The 18,026-nt window shown below is 56.9% G+C and carries 17 protein-coding genes; 5 read left to right on the forward strand and 12 right to left on the reverse strand.

Translation table 11 applies throughout. From position 1 onward, the window contains the following. Positions 1-4 precede the first annotated feature (4 nt). The 3 genes from QB905_RS01515 to QB905_RS01525 are packed head-to-tail and all read right to left on the reverse strand — an operon-like array spanning position 5 to position 1,709. Complete coding sequence (locus QB905_RS01515) at positions 5-559, reverse strand: demethoxyubiquinone hydroxylase family protein (protein WP_282972808.1); 555 nt, start codon at positions 557-559, stop codon at positions 5-7. Further along, positions 556-1,110, reverse strand: a complete 555-nt coding sequence (locus tag QB905_RS01520) for a disulfide bond formation protein B (protein ID WP_282972809.1) — start codon at positions 1,108-1,110, stop codon at positions 556-558. The genes QB905_RS01515 and QB905_RS01520 overlap by 4 nt, the downstream gene beginning before the upstream one ends. Positions 1,111-1,127: 17 nt before the next feature. Next, on the reverse strand, positions 1,128-1,709 hold the full coding sequence (locus QB905_RS01525) for a YqaA family protein (protein WP_282972810.1): 582 nt from the start codon (positions 1,707-1,709) through the stop codon (positions 1,128-1,130). A gap of 251 nt (positions 1,710-1,960) precedes the next feature. Here QB905_RS01525 and QB905_RS01530 point away from each other — a divergent pair, with 251 nt between their 5' ends. From QB905_RS01530 to QB905_RS01545, 4 genes are all read left to right on the forward strand, one after another. Beyond that, positions 1,961-2,422, forward strand: a complete 462-nt coding sequence (locus QB905_RS01530; protein WP_282972811.1) for a MarR family winged helix-turn-helix transcriptional regulator — start codon at positions 1,961-1,963, stop codon at positions 2,420-2,422. A 107-nt stretch (positions 2,423-2,529) separates the two neighbouring features. Next, the gene (locus QB905_RS01535; RefSeq protein ID WP_282972812.1) at positions 2,530-3,312 is read left to right on the forward strand and encodes a hypothetical protein; all 783 of its coding nucleotides are present in this window, start codon (positions 2,530-2,532) and stop codon (positions 3,310-3,312) included. Continuing rightward, complete coding sequence (locus tag QB905_RS01540) at positions 3,309-4,124, forward strand: hypothetical protein (protein ID WP_282972813.1); 816 nt, start codon at positions 3,309-3,311, stop codon at positions 4,122-4,124. The genes QB905_RS01535 and QB905_RS01540 overlap by 4 nt, the downstream gene beginning before the upstream one ends. A 33-nt stretch (positions 4,125-4,157) precedes the next feature. After that, positions 4,158-4,805, forward strand: coding sequence for a YoaK family protein (locus QB905_RS01545; RefSeq protein WP_282972814.1), 648 nt, complete (start codon positions 4,158-4,160; stop codon positions 4,803-4,805). Here the strand turns inward: QB905_RS01545 and QB905_RS01550 are convergent. The 9 genes from QB905_RS01550 to QB905_RS01590 form a co-directional block, all read right to left on the reverse strand. Next, positions 4,802-6,295, reverse strand: a complete 1,494-nt coding sequence (locus QB905_RS01550) for a tryptophan halogenase family protein (protein WP_282972816.1) — start codon at positions 6,293-6,295, stop codon at positions 4,802-4,804. The two genes, QB905_RS01545 and QB905_RS01550, sit on opposite strands and share 4 nt — an antisense overlap. A gap of 15 nt (positions 6,296-6,310) precedes the next feature. Continuing rightward, complete coding sequence (locus QB905_RS01555) at positions 6,311-7,342, reverse strand: cupin-like domain-containing protein (RefSeq protein WP_282972817.1); 1,032 nt, start codon at positions 7,340-7,342, stop codon at positions 6,311-6,313. A gap of 33 nt (positions 7,343-7,375) precedes the next feature. Next, positions 7,376-8,119 (reverse strand): SapC family protein, encoded by a 744-nt coding sequence (locus QB905_RS01560; RefSeq protein ID WP_282972818.1) that lies wholly within the window; start codon positions 8,117-8,119, stop codon positions 7,376-7,378. A 213-nt stretch (positions 8,120-8,332) separates the two neighbouring features. Then, positions 8,333-11,530 carry a TonB-dependent receptor gene (locus QB905_RS01565; protein ID WP_282972819.1) on the reverse strand — a complete coding sequence of 1,066 codons (3,198 nt, stop codon included), beginning with the start codon at positions 11,528-11,530 and terminating at the stop codon, positions 8,333-8,335. Between the two features lie 865 nt (positions 11,531-12,395). After that, entirely contained in the window at positions 12,396-12,551 is a 156-nt protein-coding gene (locus QB905_RS15255; RefSeq protein ID WP_461781758.1) for a helix-turn-helix domain-containing protein, read from the reverse strand. Between the two features lie 50 nt (positions 12,552-12,601). Further along, complete coding sequence (locus QB905_RS01575; protein ID WP_282972820.1) at positions 12,602-13,015, reverse strand: hypothetical protein; 414 nt, start codon at positions 13,013-13,015, stop codon at positions 12,602-12,604. 265 nt (positions 13,016-13,280) lie between these two features. Further along, entirely contained in the window at positions 13,281-13,733 is a 453-nt protein-coding gene (locus QB905_RS01580) for a hypothetical protein (protein ID WP_282972821.1), read from the reverse strand. Positions 13,734-13,904: 171 nt separating this feature from the next. Further along, the gene (locus QB905_RS01585; protein ID WP_282972822.1) at positions 13,905-15,251 is read right to left on the reverse strand and encodes an IS1380 family transposase; all 1,347 of its coding nucleotides are present in this window, start codon (positions 15,249-15,251) and stop codon (positions 13,905-13,907) included. A gap of 77 nt (positions 15,252-15,328) precedes the next feature. Then, positions 15,329-15,562: a hypothetical protein gene (locus QB905_RS01590; protein WP_282972823.1), complete on the reverse strand. Its 234-nt coding sequence runs from the start codon at positions 15,560-15,562 to the stop codon at positions 15,329-15,331. A gap of 188 nt (positions 15,563-15,750) precedes the next feature. Between QB905_RS01590 and QB905_RS01595 the strand changes: the two genes are divergently transcribed. Next, positions 15,751-18,024 carry a sensor histidine kinase gene (locus QB905_RS01595; protein WP_282972824.1) on the forward strand — a complete coding sequence of 758 codons (2,274 nt, stop codon included), beginning with the start codon at positions 15,751-15,753 and terminating at the stop codon, positions 18,022-18,024. The last annotated feature ends 2 nt before the right edge of the window (positions 18,025-18,026 follow it).

The following is an 18,026-nucleotide window of genomic DNA, read 5'->3' on the forward strand; positions in this document are numbered from 1 at the left end:
CGACCTAAATTTTTTCGCTGATTTTTATAGCGAGCCGGCAACCGGTCTTGATCACCGCCGACAACAGCGGATAGGCTAGGGCTTCGTGCGCCCCCTGATCGACGGCGTGATCGTGATGGCCCAGTTCGTCATCGCGGAACCCGGCCAGCCTGCGTGACAGGTCGGGATCGCTGTCGGCCAGTTCCGCCACCTGTTCGGCATAGTGATCGCCGATCACGCTTTCCACCGCCTCGGTGCAGGCGTGGGCGGCCTTTTCACCGAGCAGGGCCGTGCCAATGCCTAAGCCTGTGGCGGCCACGCGCCATAATGGCGTCATCAGGGTGGGGCGCACCGCTTTTTCGCGCAGCAGGGCCTCGAAGGCGTCGAGATGCACCTGTTCCTCGCCCTGCATCCGGCTGAAGGTTTCGCTCAAATCTTTCAGCGGCGTTTCGGAAAAGACGAGGCTCTGGCCCCTGTAGATATGCACGGCAGCCAGTTCACCGGCGTGATCGACGCGCAGGATTTCCTCAAGGCGGCGGCGCTGTTCGCCCGCGCCGGGATGCGGTGGGGCGGCGCTCATAACATCCTCCGGCGGCCGGGACGCAGGCGCAGCGAAGCCAGCAGGCTTAAGCAGGCCAGAATCGTGGAGATGATCGCGTTATAACCCGCCATCGACAGGCCGAACTTGCGCCATTGCGCCACATCGCACATCGGCGCCTTGGTGACGGCGCCCGCCAGGAAGGCGGCCATCTGGTCGAGGCTGACTTCGCCGCCCGACGCCGTGCAGCTTTGCGGGCCGCGCCACCACTTGACCTCGACCCCGGCATGGAAAAAGGCCAGAGCCGCACCGGTCAGAAAGATGGCGAACAGCACGAAGGAAAAGGCGCGCGGCGGCCCCTTGGCTCCGGTAAACAGCGCCCAGACGCTGGCCACCAGCGCCACGGCGGAGGCCATCCAGTAGATGTCGCGCTGTTTCAGGCAGAGATGGCAGGGGGCGAGATGACCAAAGAGCTGGAACGACCAGGCTGTGGCCAGCATGGCTAGCGACACGATCAGAGCCGTGATGCTCCACCAGCGGCCAAAAGCGAGCATCAGCTTTTTGCCGACCTTGTTCGATTTGGGAGCCTGCATTGCGATCCTGTTTTGGCCTATTTCGCCATGAGTTTGACGATGACGAAGCCTAGCACGGTTACCGCCAGAACAATAGCGCTGACAAGATAGATACGTTTTTCGATGACGGCGGTGATTTCCGGCCCGAAGCGTTTGAAAAGGAAAGCGACGAGGAAAAAGCGCGTGGTGCGGGTAATGGCCGAGGAGATGGCAAACCATAAAAGCGAAAACTGCGCCAGCCCCGCCGCAATGGTGACCAGCTTATAGGGAATCGGCGTCAAGCCCTTGATCAGGATGACCCAGACGCCCCATTTGTTAAAAAAGCGATGAAATTCGGCCAGACCATTGGGGTGGCCGAACAAGGCCAGTATCCAGTGGCCGAGCGGCTGGACATAATAGCCGATAGCATAGCCCAGGAAGCCGCCGAGCACGGAAAAGACCGAGCAGATGGCCGCCAGTCGCCAGGCTTTTTCGGGCTTGGCCAGCACCAGCGGCGCCAGCATGACATCGGGCGGCAGGGGGAAAAACGAGGCTTCGGCAAAGGCGATAACGGCGAGCGCCGTCTCGGCATAGGGCCCGCGGGCCAGGCGGATCATCCAGTTATACAGGGGACGCAGCACGTCAGTCTCGCTTTTGCAACAGAAGCCTCCCCCTTAACAGGTGCGGCGGCGCTTGTCGCGGGTCTTGTCACAAATGCGTAAAACGCATTGAAAAAGTTTTACTCTATCCCTATTCCGGCCCTTGACCCTCTTGCCATTTGCGTAGCGGAATCGCATTAGACGGAGGTATCGGGTCAGCACCAGACCCGATCTGTCACAGGCGCAGGGGCGCAGCCATACAAGAACAAGCCTCATTATTTAGGAAACGCTTCATGACCCAGACCCTGCCCATTCTGGACGACTATATGCCCTACCGGCTTGCCGTTGCGTCAAGCGCGGTCAGCACCCTGATCGCCACGGCTTATGAAAGCCTGTATGGCCTGAAAATCCCCGAATGGCGGCTGATCTTCGTGCTGCACGAAGACGGCCCCACCACCCAGCAGGCGCTGGTCAAGCGCTCCGGCATGGACAAGGTGACGATTTCGCGCGCCGCACAAGGGCTGGCCAAGCGCCGCCTGATCACCCGCGCCCCGCATGAGCATGATGGCCGTTCGCATCACCTGATTCTCACCGCCGAGGGCGAGCGCCTCTATGCCGATGTCGCCCCGGCGGCGGCCGAGCATGAGCGCATCATGCTGGCCGATTTCACGCCGGACGAGGTGGCGCAGTTCAAGAAACTGCTGCGCCGTGTCGAGGATGCCGCGCTGAAAGCCCAAAATGACGGTGCGCGCTGATCATGGCCTTTTGCGATCCGCCAAATACGGGTTGCGCGCTGGTGCAGAGCTTGACAATCTGTTAACCTTTGCCGAAGGCCGGTGGTGATGAGCGGAAGGGGGGCGACATGCAGGATAATTTCGATGTGCCCGCCGCAGCGAACGATTTCCCCGTCGATCCGGTCATAAATCACCATTTTCTGGCCTGGCTGGTGCTGATCGCCATAGTTGTGATCGCCACCGCCACCCTGACGCTTATTTATAAATGGGCGGAATGGCAGGTGCGCAAAGGTCTGGGCGAGGGCATCGATGCGCGCGCCGCCCTGATCGGCAAGGCCCTGGCCTGCGCCGCCGAAGCGCGTCAGGAACAGCAGGTGGCGCTGGCCAAGGAGGCGCGCGGCGTGATAGGCGAACAGTTTGGCCGGACTTTGGCCCTCAGCGGCGATCTCAACAAGGTGGTCGATAAGCTGAACAAGGCGCTGGAAGGCACGCGCGAGGAAGAGGCTGTGCCTGGGCCGGGCCTGCCGCATGGCGCGGTGATCAGCGGCGGCACGGTGATCAATATCGCCGTGGCCAATGGCGCGGTGAGCCCCGCGCCCGCCGCTCAGGTCAGCCCTTTGGTCAGCCCCGTGGCTGTGGCCCCCGTAACTCCGGCAGAAGGCGATGAGCGGATGAGCGCCGATGAACAGAGCGAGGCCCTGTGGCGCGCCATCCAGAAACTGTTCAGCTTCTGGCGCAATCTCAGCGTGGTCAGCGCGGCCTTCCGGGCGGCGCAACAGCAATTGCTGTACTCTCCGGCATGGGAAGCTCCCGAAGAGAGCCATCACGACACGCCGCCGGCCGGTTTCTGGTCACGCTTTAAAAGCGGTTCTGCTAAGCCCGTGCCGCACCCTGGCGGGCACAGGCGATGAACAGCGATTTCGGGGATAGCTTCGGCGGGCCAGCCAGCGATTACGCCACCTATCATCAGGGCGTGGATCCCCTGCTGATCATGCTGCTGGTCGTCTTCGCCATCGTGCTGGCCGGGTTTATCGGCCTGATCGTTTATATGGGGCGACAGCGCGGCTACCGGCGGCTGCTGACCGAGCGCAGGGCGGCGGCGGTCGCCATTTACGACAGCGTGCGCTTCCATCTCGATCAGGCGCTCAAATCGCCGGGCGGGGCGGTGCTGGAGCGCGGGCGCGAGGTGGCCGAGGTGATCGAGGCGCGGCTGGGTTACGTGCTGGCGCTGAAAAACCGGCCGGGCAAGCTGATCGAGGAACTCGACAAGGCGCTGGCCGGTGAAAAGCCGAAGCCGGTGGCCGATCCGGCCCCGCTCAAGGTCAAGGTGCCCCTGCCGACCGAAACCCACTATCTCGAAGTGTGGAAAGCCTTGCAGGAACTGAACCGGCTTTGGGACGACAGGCCGCGCATCATGGCCATGATCGAGGCGGCGCAGGCCGAACTGGCGCAGCGTCCGCCAAAAGAGAAGGCGCATGAGGCTCATAAGGTGGCGCAGGCTCCGGTCGCCGAAACGGTGGTGGCGGCCATCGACGCGGCGCTGGCTGATAAGCAGGCGGGGCAGGCAGGGCAGGCAGGGCAGGCGGGTAATGCGCCCGATCCCGATCCCGATCCGCCCAAACCGCGCAAAAAACGGCGCGACAAAAGCGATGATGATGGTAAGAACGCTGGCGGCAAGCGCAAATCGGGCCTGCCGCCGCATAAACGCAATATGCTGGCCTGACGGGCAGCTTTAAGCGGGAGTACCAGATTTATCATGCATACCCTTAATCGCCGGGCCATCGCATTTGCGGTCTGTCTGTCCGCACTGGCCGGCTGCGTTGATGTGATCGGTTTTCTGCATCTTGGTGGCTATTTCGTTGCCTTTATGAGCGGCAATTCCACGCAACTGGCCGCCGGTCTGGCACGCGGCGACACGCTGCATGTGGTGCAACTGGCCAGCCTGATCCTGCTGTTTGTGGTGGGCACCATGATGGGGGCGCTGACCGGTCATGGTGCATCGTCCCGGCGAGGCCTGCGCGTGCTGCGTCTGGTGACATGGTGCCTGTTTCTGGCGGCGGCGGCGCAGTTTTTCGGCTGGAACTTCATCGCCATTGTTCTGCTGGTGCTGGCGATGGGGGCGGAAAACAGCGTATTCCAGCGCGATGGCGATGTGGTGATCGGCCTGACCTATATGACCGGAACCCTGGTCAAGATGGGGCAGAAAATGGCCGCAGCCCTGCTGGGTGGCCCAGCCCTGGCCTGGCTGCCCTATGGGCTGTTATGGGCGGGGCTGCTGGCGGGCGGCGTGGCGGGAGCCGTGCTCTATCAGCATTTTGCGCTGAACAGCCTGTGGGCGGCGGCCGCCGCGGCCGCCCTGGCCAGCCTCTATGCCACGCTTGATCGCAGGGTTTTGCCGGATTAGGCTATAACCGACGGACAATACTGTTTCAGGAAGGCCTCGTGCGGCATCATCTGCGCCACCGTATGATCGATCGTCGCCTTTAGTCCGCCAAAGGCCTGGGTGGTGTCTTCCCGGCTCATCAGCGCGCCCAATTTGTGCCAGCCCTTCGGTTCCAGCCTCTGGCCCAGCATGACCTGCACCCAGGAATCGACGCGGAACAGTTCGCCCGGTTCCTGATAGGCGAGGGCGAAATCGCGGAAAAGTTCGATGCGCGCTTGCAGGGAATCCGGAACCTCCATTTGGGCGCGATCCTGCCAGAAGGGGCTGTCGCTGCGTTCGTTCAGCTTGTAGTGCAGGATCACGAAGTCGCGGGCATATTCCAGTTCCTTGTGCGCCATGTCATTATAATGCTTCATGCGCGCTTCGCTGATGCCGGAAAATGGAAAATTCTGGACGAGGGTCAGAACGCTTTTCTGGAACAGATGGATGCTGGTCGATTCCAGCGGCTCGATAAAGCCGCTCGACAGACCGATGGCCACGCAGTTTTTCTGCCAGAACTGACGGCGGCGGCCGGTCACAAAACGCAGAAGCCTCGGCTCGCCCAGCGCCTTGCCGCCGAGATGCGATGTCAGGTTTGCGCAGGCCTCGTCATCGCTGATATAGTCGCTGGAATAGACATAGCCATTGCCCGTGCGGTGTTGCAGCGGAATGCGCCAGCGCCAGCCAGCCTGCATGGAGGTGCAGGTGACATAGGGCGTCAGGCCGTCTTTCGGGTTTTCGCACGGCATGGCGGCGGCGCGATTGCAGGGCAGCCAATGTGTCCAGTCCTCATAACCGGTATGCAGGGTCTGCTCGATCAGCAGGCCGCGAAAACCGGTGCAATCGATGAACAGGTCGCCCTCGATGACCTGTCCGCTCTTCAGCGTTACGGAGGTAATATAGCCGCTCTCGGCGTTTTGCTGAACGCTGACGATTTCGCCTTCAATGCGCTTGGCCCCCGATGCCTCGCTGAGCTGGCGCAGATACTGGCCATAAAGACCGGCGTCAAAATGATAGGCGTAGTTCAGGGGCAGGTTCTTGTGCAGAAGGAACTTGCCCGCCTGCGCCGCCTGCAATTCGAGGCAGTAATCATCCAAAGAGCCGCCAAAGCCCTGCGACTTCGCTTCCAGCCACATATGATGGAAAGGTGCCATCCAGGTGGATTTACCGATGGTGCCAAAGGCGTGGAAATAGCGGTCGCCCAGTCGCGCCCAGTCGTCGAACTCGATGCCCAGTTTGAAGGTGGCGCTGGTGGCGCGCATGAACTCGGCTTCGTCGATGCCGAGCAGGTGGTGAAAAGCTCTGATGGTGGGAATAGTGGCTTCGCCGACGCCGACAATGCCAATATCGGCCGATTCAATCAGCGTAACATCGAGCAGGCTGCCCAGCGAACGCGACAGGGCCGCCGCCGCGCACCAGCCTGCGGTTCCGCCGCCGGCGATGACAACTTTTTTGATGACCTGTGCATTCATCTGCTGGTGCTTTCTTTAGCGGTTGAAACGGTTGAGGAGCATGGCGCGCAACCGGCGCGCCGTGGATGCGTCAAGCGGTGCCAGATCGCCTTGGGCGTGGGGCGGTATATGGGCGCGCGCCGTGTCTTCGGGGCCGAACAGATAATAGTCGAAGACCGCTCGCCAGGCCGCCTTTTCGGCCGCCGGGCGTTCGCGCAGGCTCAGCAGGCCATGCAGCAGCGTATTCATCGGCGTATCGACATAGGCCGGAGTCGTGTTCCACCAGTAATTGATCAGGATATTGAAGGAATCGAGGGCCTCGACCTGATGCCACCACATCGACGGATAAAACAGCACGTCGCCCGGTTCAAGCTCGGCCACCTGAGCCGAAGCCAGCGCCTCTTTGAAACGCGGGAAGGCTTCGAAATCGGGTTGGGTAAAATCGACCAGACTGATGACCTGACCGCCCGGTGTCGGTTCCAGCGGGCCCGGATAGAGGTTGGCAATCTGATCGGGCTTGAACAGGGTAAAGCGCCGGTGGCCTGCCATGCAGACCGCCAGATTATGCGAAATATCGAAATGGGCGCAGGCCGTCGTCCGATTGCCGAGCCAGATGCTTTTCAGCACCGCATTTTGCGTGAACATGTCGCCGGTGAGCGGCAGGCCGTCGCTGGCCAGCAGGCCCGGAAAAAAAGTGTCGAGGTCGGTGGAGCCCATATAGAAGGATGGCGCGTCCCTGTCGTCGGCGCACTGGCCCACCAGATCCAGGAAACGATCAAGCGACATGCGCTCGGAGCTGAAATTGAACCCGTCAAACCCGCCATTATAAGAAAAGCGCCCCCTGATCGACGGCTCCCCCCTGAAAACGAGCAGGGGCTTGCCCTGATAATAGGGACGCAGGTAGTCCATAACCGCCTGACGAGAGGCCAGCCCCGCCTGAACCATCGGCAGGTTCACAGCCAGTCCCTTGAAGATCATCGGCGTCTGACGGGCGATCAGTTCGGCGAAATTGATCTCCTCAAGGCTTGTGGCTTTCACAGCCATGACTTTTGTGGCGGGAGCTGTCATTGTTGGGGGCGGGCTCTTTAATAGATTTTCAGATCAGGCAAAACGCTGGGCGGCAAGCCGTTTGTTCTTGCGGGTGATCAGGTGGCTCATATTGGCCATCGACGATACCACAATGAATGCCAAGGCCAGAAAGCCCTTTTCGTTCAGTGACTTCAGGCTCTGCGCACTGAGGTCGCGCAGGGCCTCGCGGCTGATGGTCAACAGGTCATTCAGAACATAGGATGTCGTGTCGTCGATCTGCACTTCGATTTCGACGGGTGCCAGGAGGCCAGCTTCATAAAAGGCGGCAAACATGGCCGGGCTGATCTGCTCACCCATATAGACCTGTTGCAGAAGCTGCGTCACATGCACGAGATTGGGTGCCTGGCCGCCATGCGGCAGGAACAGGGATTCGCCTTCGCTTGTGCTGATGCGCGGATGTTCGGGATCGACCAGAATCATGGCTTCGGCATCGGCAGGCAACTCTTCGCCTTCGGCCGGTGTGGGCTGGCCGATCAGGAAGGGACTGATCCTCTGCATGGCCGGCACATAAAGCGCATCCCAGCGATCCTCGTCGAGGAACAGGTTCTCGTCCTTGTCAAAACCCAGAAGCGCTACGGATTTAAAACCGCCGCTTTCGGTGCGGCGAAAGAAAATCGGATAGTGACGCTGTATCTCGTCATATTCCGACGGGAAGACGAGCACCTGATTGATATTGTCGCCGAAAGACGCCCCGTGACGTGTAATCAGGCGCAGGTCATGATGATCAACATTGTTCAGTAAGACGTGTTGTCCCAAGGTCTTATGCCTCATTTTATGGAATTCAAATGGATTATTTGCTGCGTCCATGATGGCGCGGTGGCCTGAAAAACACAAGTTCATCATGTCATGAAAGCCGGGCGTCACCCGCCGAATTGCAGGGCATATTGCCGCAGTCAGCAGGGCCGCCATGAAGACAGAAAGGCCGCGGAAAACCGCGGCCTTTCCTCAAATCCTCAACCCTTACGGGATTTAGAACTTGTAACGAATGCCGAACTCATAACGCGAGTCAAGCTCCTGGTAGTTCACAACATCGGTCGGTACGCGGATGTACTGAACGATATGGCCCTTGTTGATGTTCAGCGCTTCGAACGTCAGGCTGATATTGTCACGCAGGGCATAGCTGAACGAAGCGTCCCACTGGCCATAGGCCGCTGCGTACAGACCGCCGTTTTGCGAAGCATTGGCCTGTTGCAGGTACTTGTCGCGCCAGTTGTAGAGGATACGGCCTTCGAAGCCGTACTTTTCATAGATACCGGTCACGTTGTACGTGTTGCTGAGGCCTTCCAGAGCGAACTGGCTGCTGCCGAGCGGATCGGCGGCATTATCGAGGGCCACGTCACCATTCACCGTGGTGGCGCTGGCGGCGATACCAAAGCCAGTGTCACCGAAGAAGTGCTGGATAGCGAATTCGAAGCCGTCAATATTGGCCGTGTGGTTATTGATCGGTTGCGACAGGGTGAAGGTGGCCAGAGGATCGCTGCTGTTGCTGACGACCTTCCAGTTCGGATTACCCCACAGATAAAGCGAAAGCTGATCCGTATCTGGCGACACATGGCCGTCAGGCGCGGTTTTGGTGCTCCATTCGGTTTTCGCTGTCGCCACATTACCGCCAGCCTGATCGATGAGGATCGTCATGGCGGACAGGTTATTGGTGTTGGTCGAGACACCCAGAGATGTAAGAGCCGCCACCGCGTCACCCGAGCGGGTGTTCGCTGCGCCGGAAGCCGGGTCGGTTATACCGAACAGATGGGTCTGGGTCGTACCATTGCCGATGAAGTTTTGCACGGCCTTGCGGTAGTAACCCAGCGAGACGTAGCTGTTCCGGCCATAATACCATTCCGCCGACAGGTCGAAGTTTTCCGACACCAGCGGCTTCAGGTCGGGGTTGCCCGACGAAGCTGTATAGACGCCGCCATTATAGCTGGCATCACCCGGAGCATTCACGCCGGTCGTTGCGTACATCGAGCTGTATTGCGGACGCGCATCGGTCACCGAGAAGGACATACGGCCGATGAAATCATCGGTGATGTTCATCGCCATGTCGATGCTGGGCAGCAGGTTGGAGTAGTGAGACTTCACAGCATAGGGCTGAACGTCCGTTCCCTGAACAACCGAGAAGTTGTTCTTCTGATCCCAGCGCAGGCCGGTCGGGATGTTCTGGAAGGCGGTCACCGTGACGTCGGTGGTTTCATAACGCACACCGGCCAGGATCTTCACCGGACGGGTGAGGAACTCGCCCTTCATGGCAAACTGCGCATAGGCCGCCTTGACCTGTTCTTCAACTTCGTTGTGGCTGAAGCCATTGAGGTGCGGCGTATTGGCTTTGGCGGTGCCGACCGGCAGGACGTTCTGGAAGTTGGGGCTGGCGTAATAGGCTTCCAGACCATGATAGGCAGTCACAGCGTTAAAGCGGTACGCGGTGCCATCACCATTATTCAGATCGACCGAATTGAACTGGCAGGCCAGGCAGAAGGTCTTGATGTCGGTATTGCCGTACTTTTGCAGGTCGCCGGGGTTCAGGCCACCCCAGTCACCGTATTGCGCCTGATACGAATAGGCCGCTTCCGTGTTGACATTCTTATAGGCGTCAACGCCGAAGCTCAGACGGCTGCTATCGTCCACCGCATAGGTGGCGTCAAACTTGGCCTGCTGAATCTTGTCGGTTTGACGCGAGAAGAACTGATTGCTGTAGCCGGAGCCGAGCGAGCCGATGTCCTGCTTGCCGGTCGCTGACTTGGCCGGGTTGAGCGTGACGTGCTGAACGGGCGCCGCCAGATTGCCATAGGTGGTCGTGTTGGAGGCGACATAGGTCTGCGACACGGAAACGGTCGTGGACGAGGTGCCGTCAGGATTGTTGCCGCCCGAGCTGGATTGCGACGAGGACAGATCAGCCGTCAGGATCCAGTGGTCGTTCAGATTGTACTTAACATTCAGGCCGGTCGATTCGATGCTGCTTTCCACGGAACGCAGTTCGTTTTCGTAACCCTGATCCTTGTTAGGCGGAACCGTGTCGGTGGCTGAAATCGCCGAGTCAATGGTCGAGTTGCCGTCAAACGTGATCGCCGCATAGGGCGAGCGCGAAAACCAGTTGGTCAGTTCGGAGCGGGCTTCTGTTTCCTTGGTATTGGCGAACAGGGTATTGGCCGTGATGGCCAGGTCTTCGGTCGGCTTCCAACGGAACGAGATGGCGGCATTGGTGCGCTTCAGATCGTTTTCAGCATAGGTCAGGCGGCTGTCGGTCGGTACGGCGATCAACTGCTTCATGTTGGTCGGCGCATTGGTGATATTCGCCGCAGCAGGTGCCTGGCCGGTCGTCAGCCAGTTAGCATAGGTCTGGACGTTCCAGGCATTGACCGTGTCCGAACGGGTCGAACCGGTTTTTTCCTGATACGAACCAAAGGCGGCGATGCCGAACTTGCCGCTGTCATTGGTCCACTGATAGGCACCGGAGATTTCCGGCGTGACGCTCTTCTTGGACAGAACCGTGCCGAGGCCCGGATGATCCGAGGTCAGGCCCTTAACCGTGATGCTGCCTTCCGAACCCGCATGGGCGAGCGGTTGCAGGGTCTGGAGATTGATCGTGGCGCCGATGCCGCCGGCGGGCATGTCGGCGCGGCCGGTCTTGTAAACCTGAACCGCCGAGACGCCGTCCGAAGCGATATTGCTGAAATCGAAGGCGCGCGAATTGCCCTGATTGCTGTCAGCACCCTGGCCGCCGCCAATAACGCCGATGGTCGAGGCCGGCATGATGCGGCCGTCAACGGTCGTCATATTATAACCGGGGCCGAAACCACGAACCGTGATCTGTTCGCCTTCGCCGTTGACGCGGTTGATCGACACGCCGGTGACGCGCTGCAACGAATCCGCGAGGTTGGTGTCGGGGTACTTGCCGATGTCTTCAGCCGAGATGCCGTCAACGACGCCGTCCGAGTTCTTCTTGAGCAGCATCGAGCGCTGAAGCGAACCACGGATGCCGGTGACGACGACGACGGTCGAGTCATCGCCGGCCGCAGCCGGAGCCGGTGCAGGGGCCGCCGCCGGAGCCGCAGCGGCGTCCTGGGCGAAGGTGGGCGCGGCGAAGGCGCACAGCGCCATCGTTGACGCGCCGCCGAGGAAGGCTGCGCGCAGCAGGCTCCCTCTGGATTTAGTCTTTACAGGATTGGTCATGTAGATCCTCCCAACATGGTTTCAGTTGAATGTTTCAACTGCTGCTTAATTATTGCGCCGTTTTTCATGACGGTCGCCAAACGGCTTGCTTTAAGCCGCAGTTACACGCGAGTATCTTCGCGGCCGTTTCCGGTCACGTCCCGATATCGGGTGTTTCGGTTGTCGTCCTGGAATTTTAAAATTCCCCTGACGTTCATTCTCCCTAAGACGCAGGCCTGACGCCGTTGGATGGCACTTTTGTCCTGCTTCCCAATTTATACTCATGAATCGCATTGGCGGGCGGTGACGTCGCCCATCAATCGGCTGTCGGATAGTGTGTTTGCCTTGCCTTGGCCCGCTATCATGACGGTTGCGGCGGATATAAGCAAAATCCGGGCGCTTAGGGAATGGGGTGATTGCTGTTAGCTGTGGCTCATTCATCGAATGCAGCGCGGGAGAGGCGACTTAAGGAAGTGGTTTCAATTTGCAATGCAATAATAAAAAAGTATGTAATTCATTGTTATATAACGCATAAAAATATTGCGAAATATTTAATTTGTGCAGCGCAAAATTTCACTGGTCAAAAAAACAAGACCTCCGCACATAAAATAATATAATATGAGGGTTTGCATGAAGGCCCCAATACGACAGGATTGCAAGAACTTGTCATCAAGGTGCGGCAATTTTGCATCATAAATGTTTTGAAAACTGAGCCAAATGAGGCGGATACGCCGCATGGAGCGAGCGGTGAAGGCCTTTTGCAGGGTCTCATCGTCGATTCGCACGCCTGGCATTGCGGGACATATTTTCAGCTATGGAAACCTTTATACCAGGCTGAGACGACTTTGACTCATCGCAGCCTGGCAAGGCCGACGGGCCGTCCGGTTTATGCGGTCATGTCTTCAAGGACATCCCAGCGCAGGACATCGAGGTGACGCGCTGAATCGAGGCGAATAATGCGTGCAATCTTGAGCTTTGTCAGAACACGCGACACCGTCTCGATGGTCAGGCCGAGATAGTCGGCAATATCGGCGCGTGACATCGGCAGCTCGATGATATTGTCGTCGCGCGAGTTCTGGCGGGCGGCTATTTCTATCGGCCATCGTCCTTGGATGCTGTATGGCGGTGACTGCCAGCACTTCTGAACGATCCCTTTTGAACACTTACTGATGGTTGTGGGGATTTTGACTCAAGACGATCTTGAACCGCTTGATGGTACAGTTTGATGCTACAGTCGTTTTCGGCATTACCTATTGAAACTGTTGAGGTAATTGGCTGTTTGAAACTGTCGAAATGATACAGTCCGCTGCTACAGTGCGCAGAGACGCTCGCTGAGAAAGCGTTTAAAGTACTGTATTTTAATGGAAAATCGTCTTGAAAAACAGTGCTGGTGCCCCCGGTCGGACGAGATAGCTCGCTTTTGCTATCGGTTTGATTGAGTCCCGTTGAGCGGATTTTCGAGCCATTGATCTTGTTGGCTTTTTCTCGCTTAATACCGAAGTTCATTGTGAGTCCCCCGGTCGGACGGTAGTTATAAGAATAACCGGCTGACATCTGGCATCGAATGCATGAGGGGTATTTGCGCATCCCCCCGTCCATACCCCAAGCAATGTTGGGGACTCGAACTGGCGATAGTCTCAGATTATTTTTGCAGTGTGTCAAGCGTTACGGACTGCTATGGCCGAAAGAGAAGGTAAGGCCTACGGTTGCAGCTTTGGAAGCTGGTTAGCGGTAATTCCGGCTGGTCTTGCCAAGCCATAGCAAAACCCTCCTATTTTCCTCCAAACTCACGGCTCCAAGCAGCCAGAGAAGGAAGTTCAATTTGAGGAAATGTTTTCCAATCGGGGAAGTAGAGCATGCTATCGGCTATTACTTCCGTAACGCCAATCGGCACTTTATCTTGCTCATAGCTGCCCCAGTAACTTAGGGCATTTTCTTCGGTTAAATCGCCTTTCGCGGCGGCTTCAAAATCTCGGACGTCCGCGTAATGGTACCTGCCACTCGAAAGAACCAAATAGCATGGGGTGATCATACGGTTGTTAAAAAGCCAATACTTCATTCGCTCCTCAGCGGTGGCCCGATCAAGAGACAGGAAAAATGAACGTAGCCGACTTGGTAGATGTGGAAATTGTTCTTTCCGAATTTTTTCAAAGAGATCTTCCGCTGCGCCTGGAGTGCCGAACTTCATATGCGACGGTGAAATGCCTACCAGCAAATCGTCCATTGCCGTCACTAGCCCGATCCATTCATGGTTCCTGTGACCGGGTTGCCGTTTAGGTTGGCCTATGCCGAGACGCGTTTTTCCGCTTCGTGTTTTTCGCCACGCGCTGGACCAGATTTTTCTCCGATGGGGTTGATGGTGATGGCGGCGGCTTTTGGGGCATAGCCCCATTTTTCATGCAGGTGCGGGCTTGAGCGCGGCCATGATGTGACGGAAGAGACTGGCCTCTGGGCAAGCGGCGGCGAAGGCGATCCTGATGCGATGAGACGTCTCGGTGATCCGGGCGCCGATCTTCAGTAAGCGCAACCGGATGGTATTGAACTCTGCGGTCGCCAGCTTGTGGGCCTTTGGGATTTGATCCCTGACGGTGAGCATGAGCCAATAGGCGGCGGTGTGGAGGATCAGACGCATCTGGTTGGCCAGGGGGCAACGGCAGGAGGTGCGGTCGCTTTTAAGCTGGGTCTTGTGCAGCTTGATCAAGTTCTCCGCATTGCCCCGGGCGCAATAGAGCTTGGCGTATAGGGTCTCAGGATCGGGATCGCCCAGGGACGTCACGACGAAACGGTTGTCGAGACCAAGCGGCGTGGCTTCGATACGAGCAATGACGCGGCGCTCGCGCCCCCAGGATTGGGCGCCATGGCGGACTTCGGTGTAGCCGCGAACGGCGGCGGCTTGCTGTTCGGCGCGAACGACACGGATATGATCGGCAAAGGCTTCGACCTTGGCATGCAAGGGCTTGGAGCCGGGCAGTCCGAAGATATAGTCGACGCCCTTGCGCTCGGCCCAGGCCATGACCTCGGGTCTGGCGTAATGCCCGTCGCCGCGCAGGGTAATGTGAGTTTTGGGCCAGTGTTTGCGGATCCGGCGCACGATCTTGCGGACCCAGCTACGCACCTCTTTGCCGGAAGGTGTTTTACCTGGCCGCAGAATGACCACGACCGGCCGACCCGTGGCCACGTCGTAGACGTGGATAGGCTTGAAGCAATACTCGCCTTCATGGGCGTTGAAGAACGACAACTGCTGGCGGCCATGGACGACGTCGACCGTGTCGTCGATATCGAGCGTGATCTCAGCCGGGATGGCCGAGCCAAAGCTATGGCAATACTGATCGACCAGGGCGTAGGTCAGCCGGATCAGGCTACGAAGATCTGGGGCATTCTCCCAACGCGACAGCGTGGGTTGCGAGCACAGATCCTTGCCTTCCTCGGGAAGACGGCCGCAGGCGAGCTTGAACGCAGGGTCGGTGCGCAGAGAGCCCAGGTCATTGCCATCTTCATACCCGCAGGCGATGGCGAAGATCCGAGCCTTCAAGATTGACGCCACCGAGTGTGTCACCAGCAACGGATTGCGACGGTCTGGAATGAGCCGCCAAAGCCGGTCGATGATCCCGATCTGGCGTTCCGCGGCAGACAAAAGCATGACGCCGCCGTCGGAACTGATACGACCGCCATCGAAAGCAGCCGTGACTTTCTTGCGCGAAACGCTTGGCAAATCGAACGGAAGATCGGTAATCTGGTCCATGGCGGGTGTGGCACCGGCGGTGTTGGAAATGATTTAGGATTCGACACCCATAATCTATGCCAAAACAAAGCCTTACGCTACACCCGCTGCATCATTTTGCCGCTACCATGAATAAGAGCGGCTAGGCCTTGTCCTATCGACGCATTGTGCAAAGCGAAGGCGAACTCAGTGGGTTTCTTCGGAATATCTGCTCTGCTCCATGTGGTGCGCGTGGGAGCGATGTACCACATTAGGTGATCGAACAGTTCATGCAGATTGCCTTCATTGTCTCGAACAGTCAGTTTTTCACTATCGAAGATCACTTTCTGCAATGTTTAATTCCTAAATACCTGATAGTGATACATATATTGGCGCGAATTTAAATCACTCAAGTGATTTGGTAAGTGACTGAAATTCGGCAGAGAATCAAACCATCGCCTCAGTGTTGAACTGATGCAGGGCTTGGAATGCGATAACAGGTGATCAAAACGCGATGCCTGCGATTTAAAAGGGGGTTATTATGGCTAATGTAAAGGCCGACCTGCAAGCAGAGTTGGCAAAGGACTCGCCTGACCCCTCCATTGTGGCCAGGCTGACTGATGAGCTTTTAGATCAATCCACCAACTCAGTGCGGTTCACGGTTGATGCCGGACATATCAATCGCTTGGGGTATGAGCTAGTCGGAAAGCAGGAAACCGCCCTCTCCGAACTCATAAAAAATGCCTATGACGCCGACGCCACTGGTGTTGAAATTCGTTTTCAAAACTACGACCGTCCCGGTGGAACGCTTATCATAGCAGATACCGGGACTGGGATGAGCGCGGATACAATTCGCAATACGTGGATGCGATTGTCCACACGGGACAAAATCGACCATCCTAAGTCTCCAATTTTTGACCGGCCGCGAGCCGGCCGAAAGGGTATCGGTCGTTTTGCTGTTCAACGATTGGGCCAGAAGCTTACCCTCGAAACAAGTCAGATAGGACAAGCGAAAGGGATTCGCGTTAAATTCGACTGGGATGCGTCATATCGGTCTGGGATGGATCTCGGACATGTCTGGAACGACATCACGACTTTTGATAAAGCGCCGGACTCTCAGGGCACCAAGCTTATCATTGAGGATCTGAGAGACAGTTGGCGAGACGAATATTTCGAAAGGGTATGGCGATCAGTATTGTTTTTGCAGCCGCCATTCCCTTTGGGCGGTGCGGCCGATCACGCTTCCGGGCTGACAAATGCGTCAATCAAAGACCCTGGCTTTGAAGTTACGATTAATGGCCTGCAGGATGGAAAGCGAAAAGCGCGATTTGATCTCCAAAATAGCTTCCTCAATTTAGCACTTGCCGAGATCACTGGCTCCATTGATTCTAACGGTCGAGGGAAGGCGCGGATTATTTCTAAGAGGCTTGGGTTTGATGAGACTGTGGAATTCGAAGAGCACTATGATAAGGTCGGGGTCGTATATCTTGAGAGCCGATACTTCATCTACCACACCGACTTTTTGTCCGGGATTTCCCAGAAAACCGCTGCCGCGATGGGGACGCAGTATGGTGGCGTAAGAGTTTATCGAAATGGGTTCCGGGTAGCGCCGTATGGTGAGCCCTCAGACGATTGGTTGCGATTATCTGATAGGCAAGCCCGTCGCGTGCTTCTTGCCGCGATGAACAACAATAATTTTTTTGGACATGTGACACTATCTGCGAAGGACAACCCTAACCTCGAAGAGACTAGTTCTCGTGAAGGTCTTGTCGAAAATGACGCTTACAAGGAACTTGTGAATTTCACTTTTGAATGTCTTTACGCGGCTGTAAAACTTGTCGCTGAGCGTCGACAAAAGAAGGTTCAAGCGTCGCAAACTACGGGTTACACTCCCGCGCGTAAGGCGTCTGCCGAAGCTGCGCTCGAAAGCTTAGCCGCAGCGCAAGAGAAGATTGAAGAGGCGGCAACCCAAACAGGCCCCGAACGCGATGCCGCTTTGGCCGAAGCTGTAGCTCAAGTTAGTCTCGCAGTAAAAATCCAGGAGGGTGTTGTCAGTGACGAGAATAACTATCTCGAATACGAGAACATGTTGCGAATCTTGGCCTCCCTTGGTGCCTCAATGAGCATTTTTGGTCACGAGATTAAAGCCATGAACAATTCTGTAAATGGACAAATCACTTTACTTCAGGCGGGAATTGGAAGCTTAAGGGATCAATTGGAGCGTGATGCTTTATTATCTAGGATAGAATTATTAAGAACCGCAGTTGGAAGAGTATTCAATCTTGGTGGGTACATAGAAAATCTAACTTCCTATACTCAATCGCGCGTTTTAAAAAAGGTACATGTGCTTCACTCTATTGAATCCTTTTTTGAGCAATTTCGAACTTATCTTCTTAGGAACGAGATAAAAGTAAAAATTGAGGTTCAGCCCCGAGATTTGCGTACTATTGAAATGCACGCATCAGAGTTAGAAGCAGCATTGTTTAATTTCACCACCAACGCTGTAAAAGCCCTGAGAAAACATAACTCACCCGGCAATCACCTTATTAAGGTCTCTGCAAAAGAGGACGGTAATTTTGTTCTTATCAATTTCGAAGATAATGGTCCTGGCATCCATGATAGTATCAGGGATCGGATTTTCGATGCCTTTTTCACTACTACTCAAGGGCGCGTAGATGATTTTAGCGGTGCCGGAACTGGACTCGGACTTAGAATCGTTTCCGACATAGCAAGTGCCTACGGTGGTTCGGTAGAATTGACGACGCCAAGTGATGGCTACTCGACCAATTTCGCCTTTAGAATTTTGAGAGGTTAGGT

This window comes from Asticcacaulis sp. EMRT-3 (genome assembly GCF_030027245.1).
In the GTDB taxonomy this organism is placed as follows: Bacteria; Pseudomonadota; Alphaproteobacteria; order Caulobacterales; family Caulobacteraceae; genus Asticcacaulis.

Excerpts from the sequence above, each read along its gene's own strand:
- QB905_RS01515 (WP_282972808.1), bottom strand. The coding sequence starts at position 559 with ATGAGCGCCGCCCCACCGCATCCCGGCGCGGGCGAACAGCGCCGCCGC.
- QB905_RS01520 (WP_282972809.1), bottom strand. The coding sequence starts at position 1,110 with ATGCAGGCTCCCAAATCGAACAAGGTCGGCAAAAAGCTGATGCTCGCT.
- QB905_RS01530 (WP_282972811.1), top strand. The coding sequence starts at position 1,961 with ATGACCCAGACCCTGCCCATTCTGGACGACTATATGCCCTACCGGCTT.
- QB905_RS01535 (WP_282972812.1), top strand. The coding sequence starts at position 2,530 with ATGCAGGATAATTTCGATGTGCCCGCCGCAGCGAACGATTTCCCCGTC.
- QB905_RS01540 (WP_282972813.1), top strand. The coding sequence starts at position 3,309 with ATGAACAGCGATTTCGGGGATAGCTTCGGCGGGCCAGCCAGCGATTAC.
- QB905_RS01545 (WP_282972814.1), top strand. The coding sequence starts at position 4,158 with ATGCATACCCTTAATCGCCGGGCCATCGCATTTGCGGTCTGTCTGTCC.
- QB905_RS01550 (WP_282972816.1), bottom strand. The coding sequence starts at position 6,295 with ATGAATGCACAGGTCATCAAAAAAGTTGTCATCGCCGGCGGCGGAACC.
- QB905_RS01555 (WP_282972817.1), bottom strand. The coding sequence starts at position 7,342 with ATGACAGCTCCCGCCACAAAAGTCATGGCTGTGAAAGCCACAAGCCTT.
- QB905_RS01565 (WP_282972819.1), bottom strand. The coding sequence starts at position 11,530 with ATGACCAATCCTGTAAAGACTAAATCCAGAGGGAGCCTGCTGCGCGCA.
- QB905_RS15255 (WP_461781758.1), bottom strand. The coding sequence starts at position 12,551 with ATGTCACGCGCCGATATTGCCGACTATCTCGGCCTGACCATCGAGACG.
- QB905_RS01575 (WP_282972820.1), bottom strand. The coding sequence starts at position 13,015 with ATGAACTTCGGTATTAAGCGAGAAAAAGCCAACAAGATCAATGGCTCG.
- QB905_RS01580 (WP_282972821.1), bottom strand. The coding sequence starts at position 13,733 with ATGGACGATTTGCTGGTAGGCATTTCACCGTCGCATATGAAGTTCGGC.
- QB905_RS01585 (WP_282972822.1), bottom strand. The coding sequence starts at position 15,251 with ATGGACCAGATTACCGATCTTCCGTTCGATTTGCCAAGCGTTTCGCGC.
- QB905_RS01595 (WP_282972824.1), top strand. The coding sequence starts at position 15,751 with ATGGCTAATGTAAAGGCCGACCTGCAAGCAGAGTTGGCAAAGGACTCG.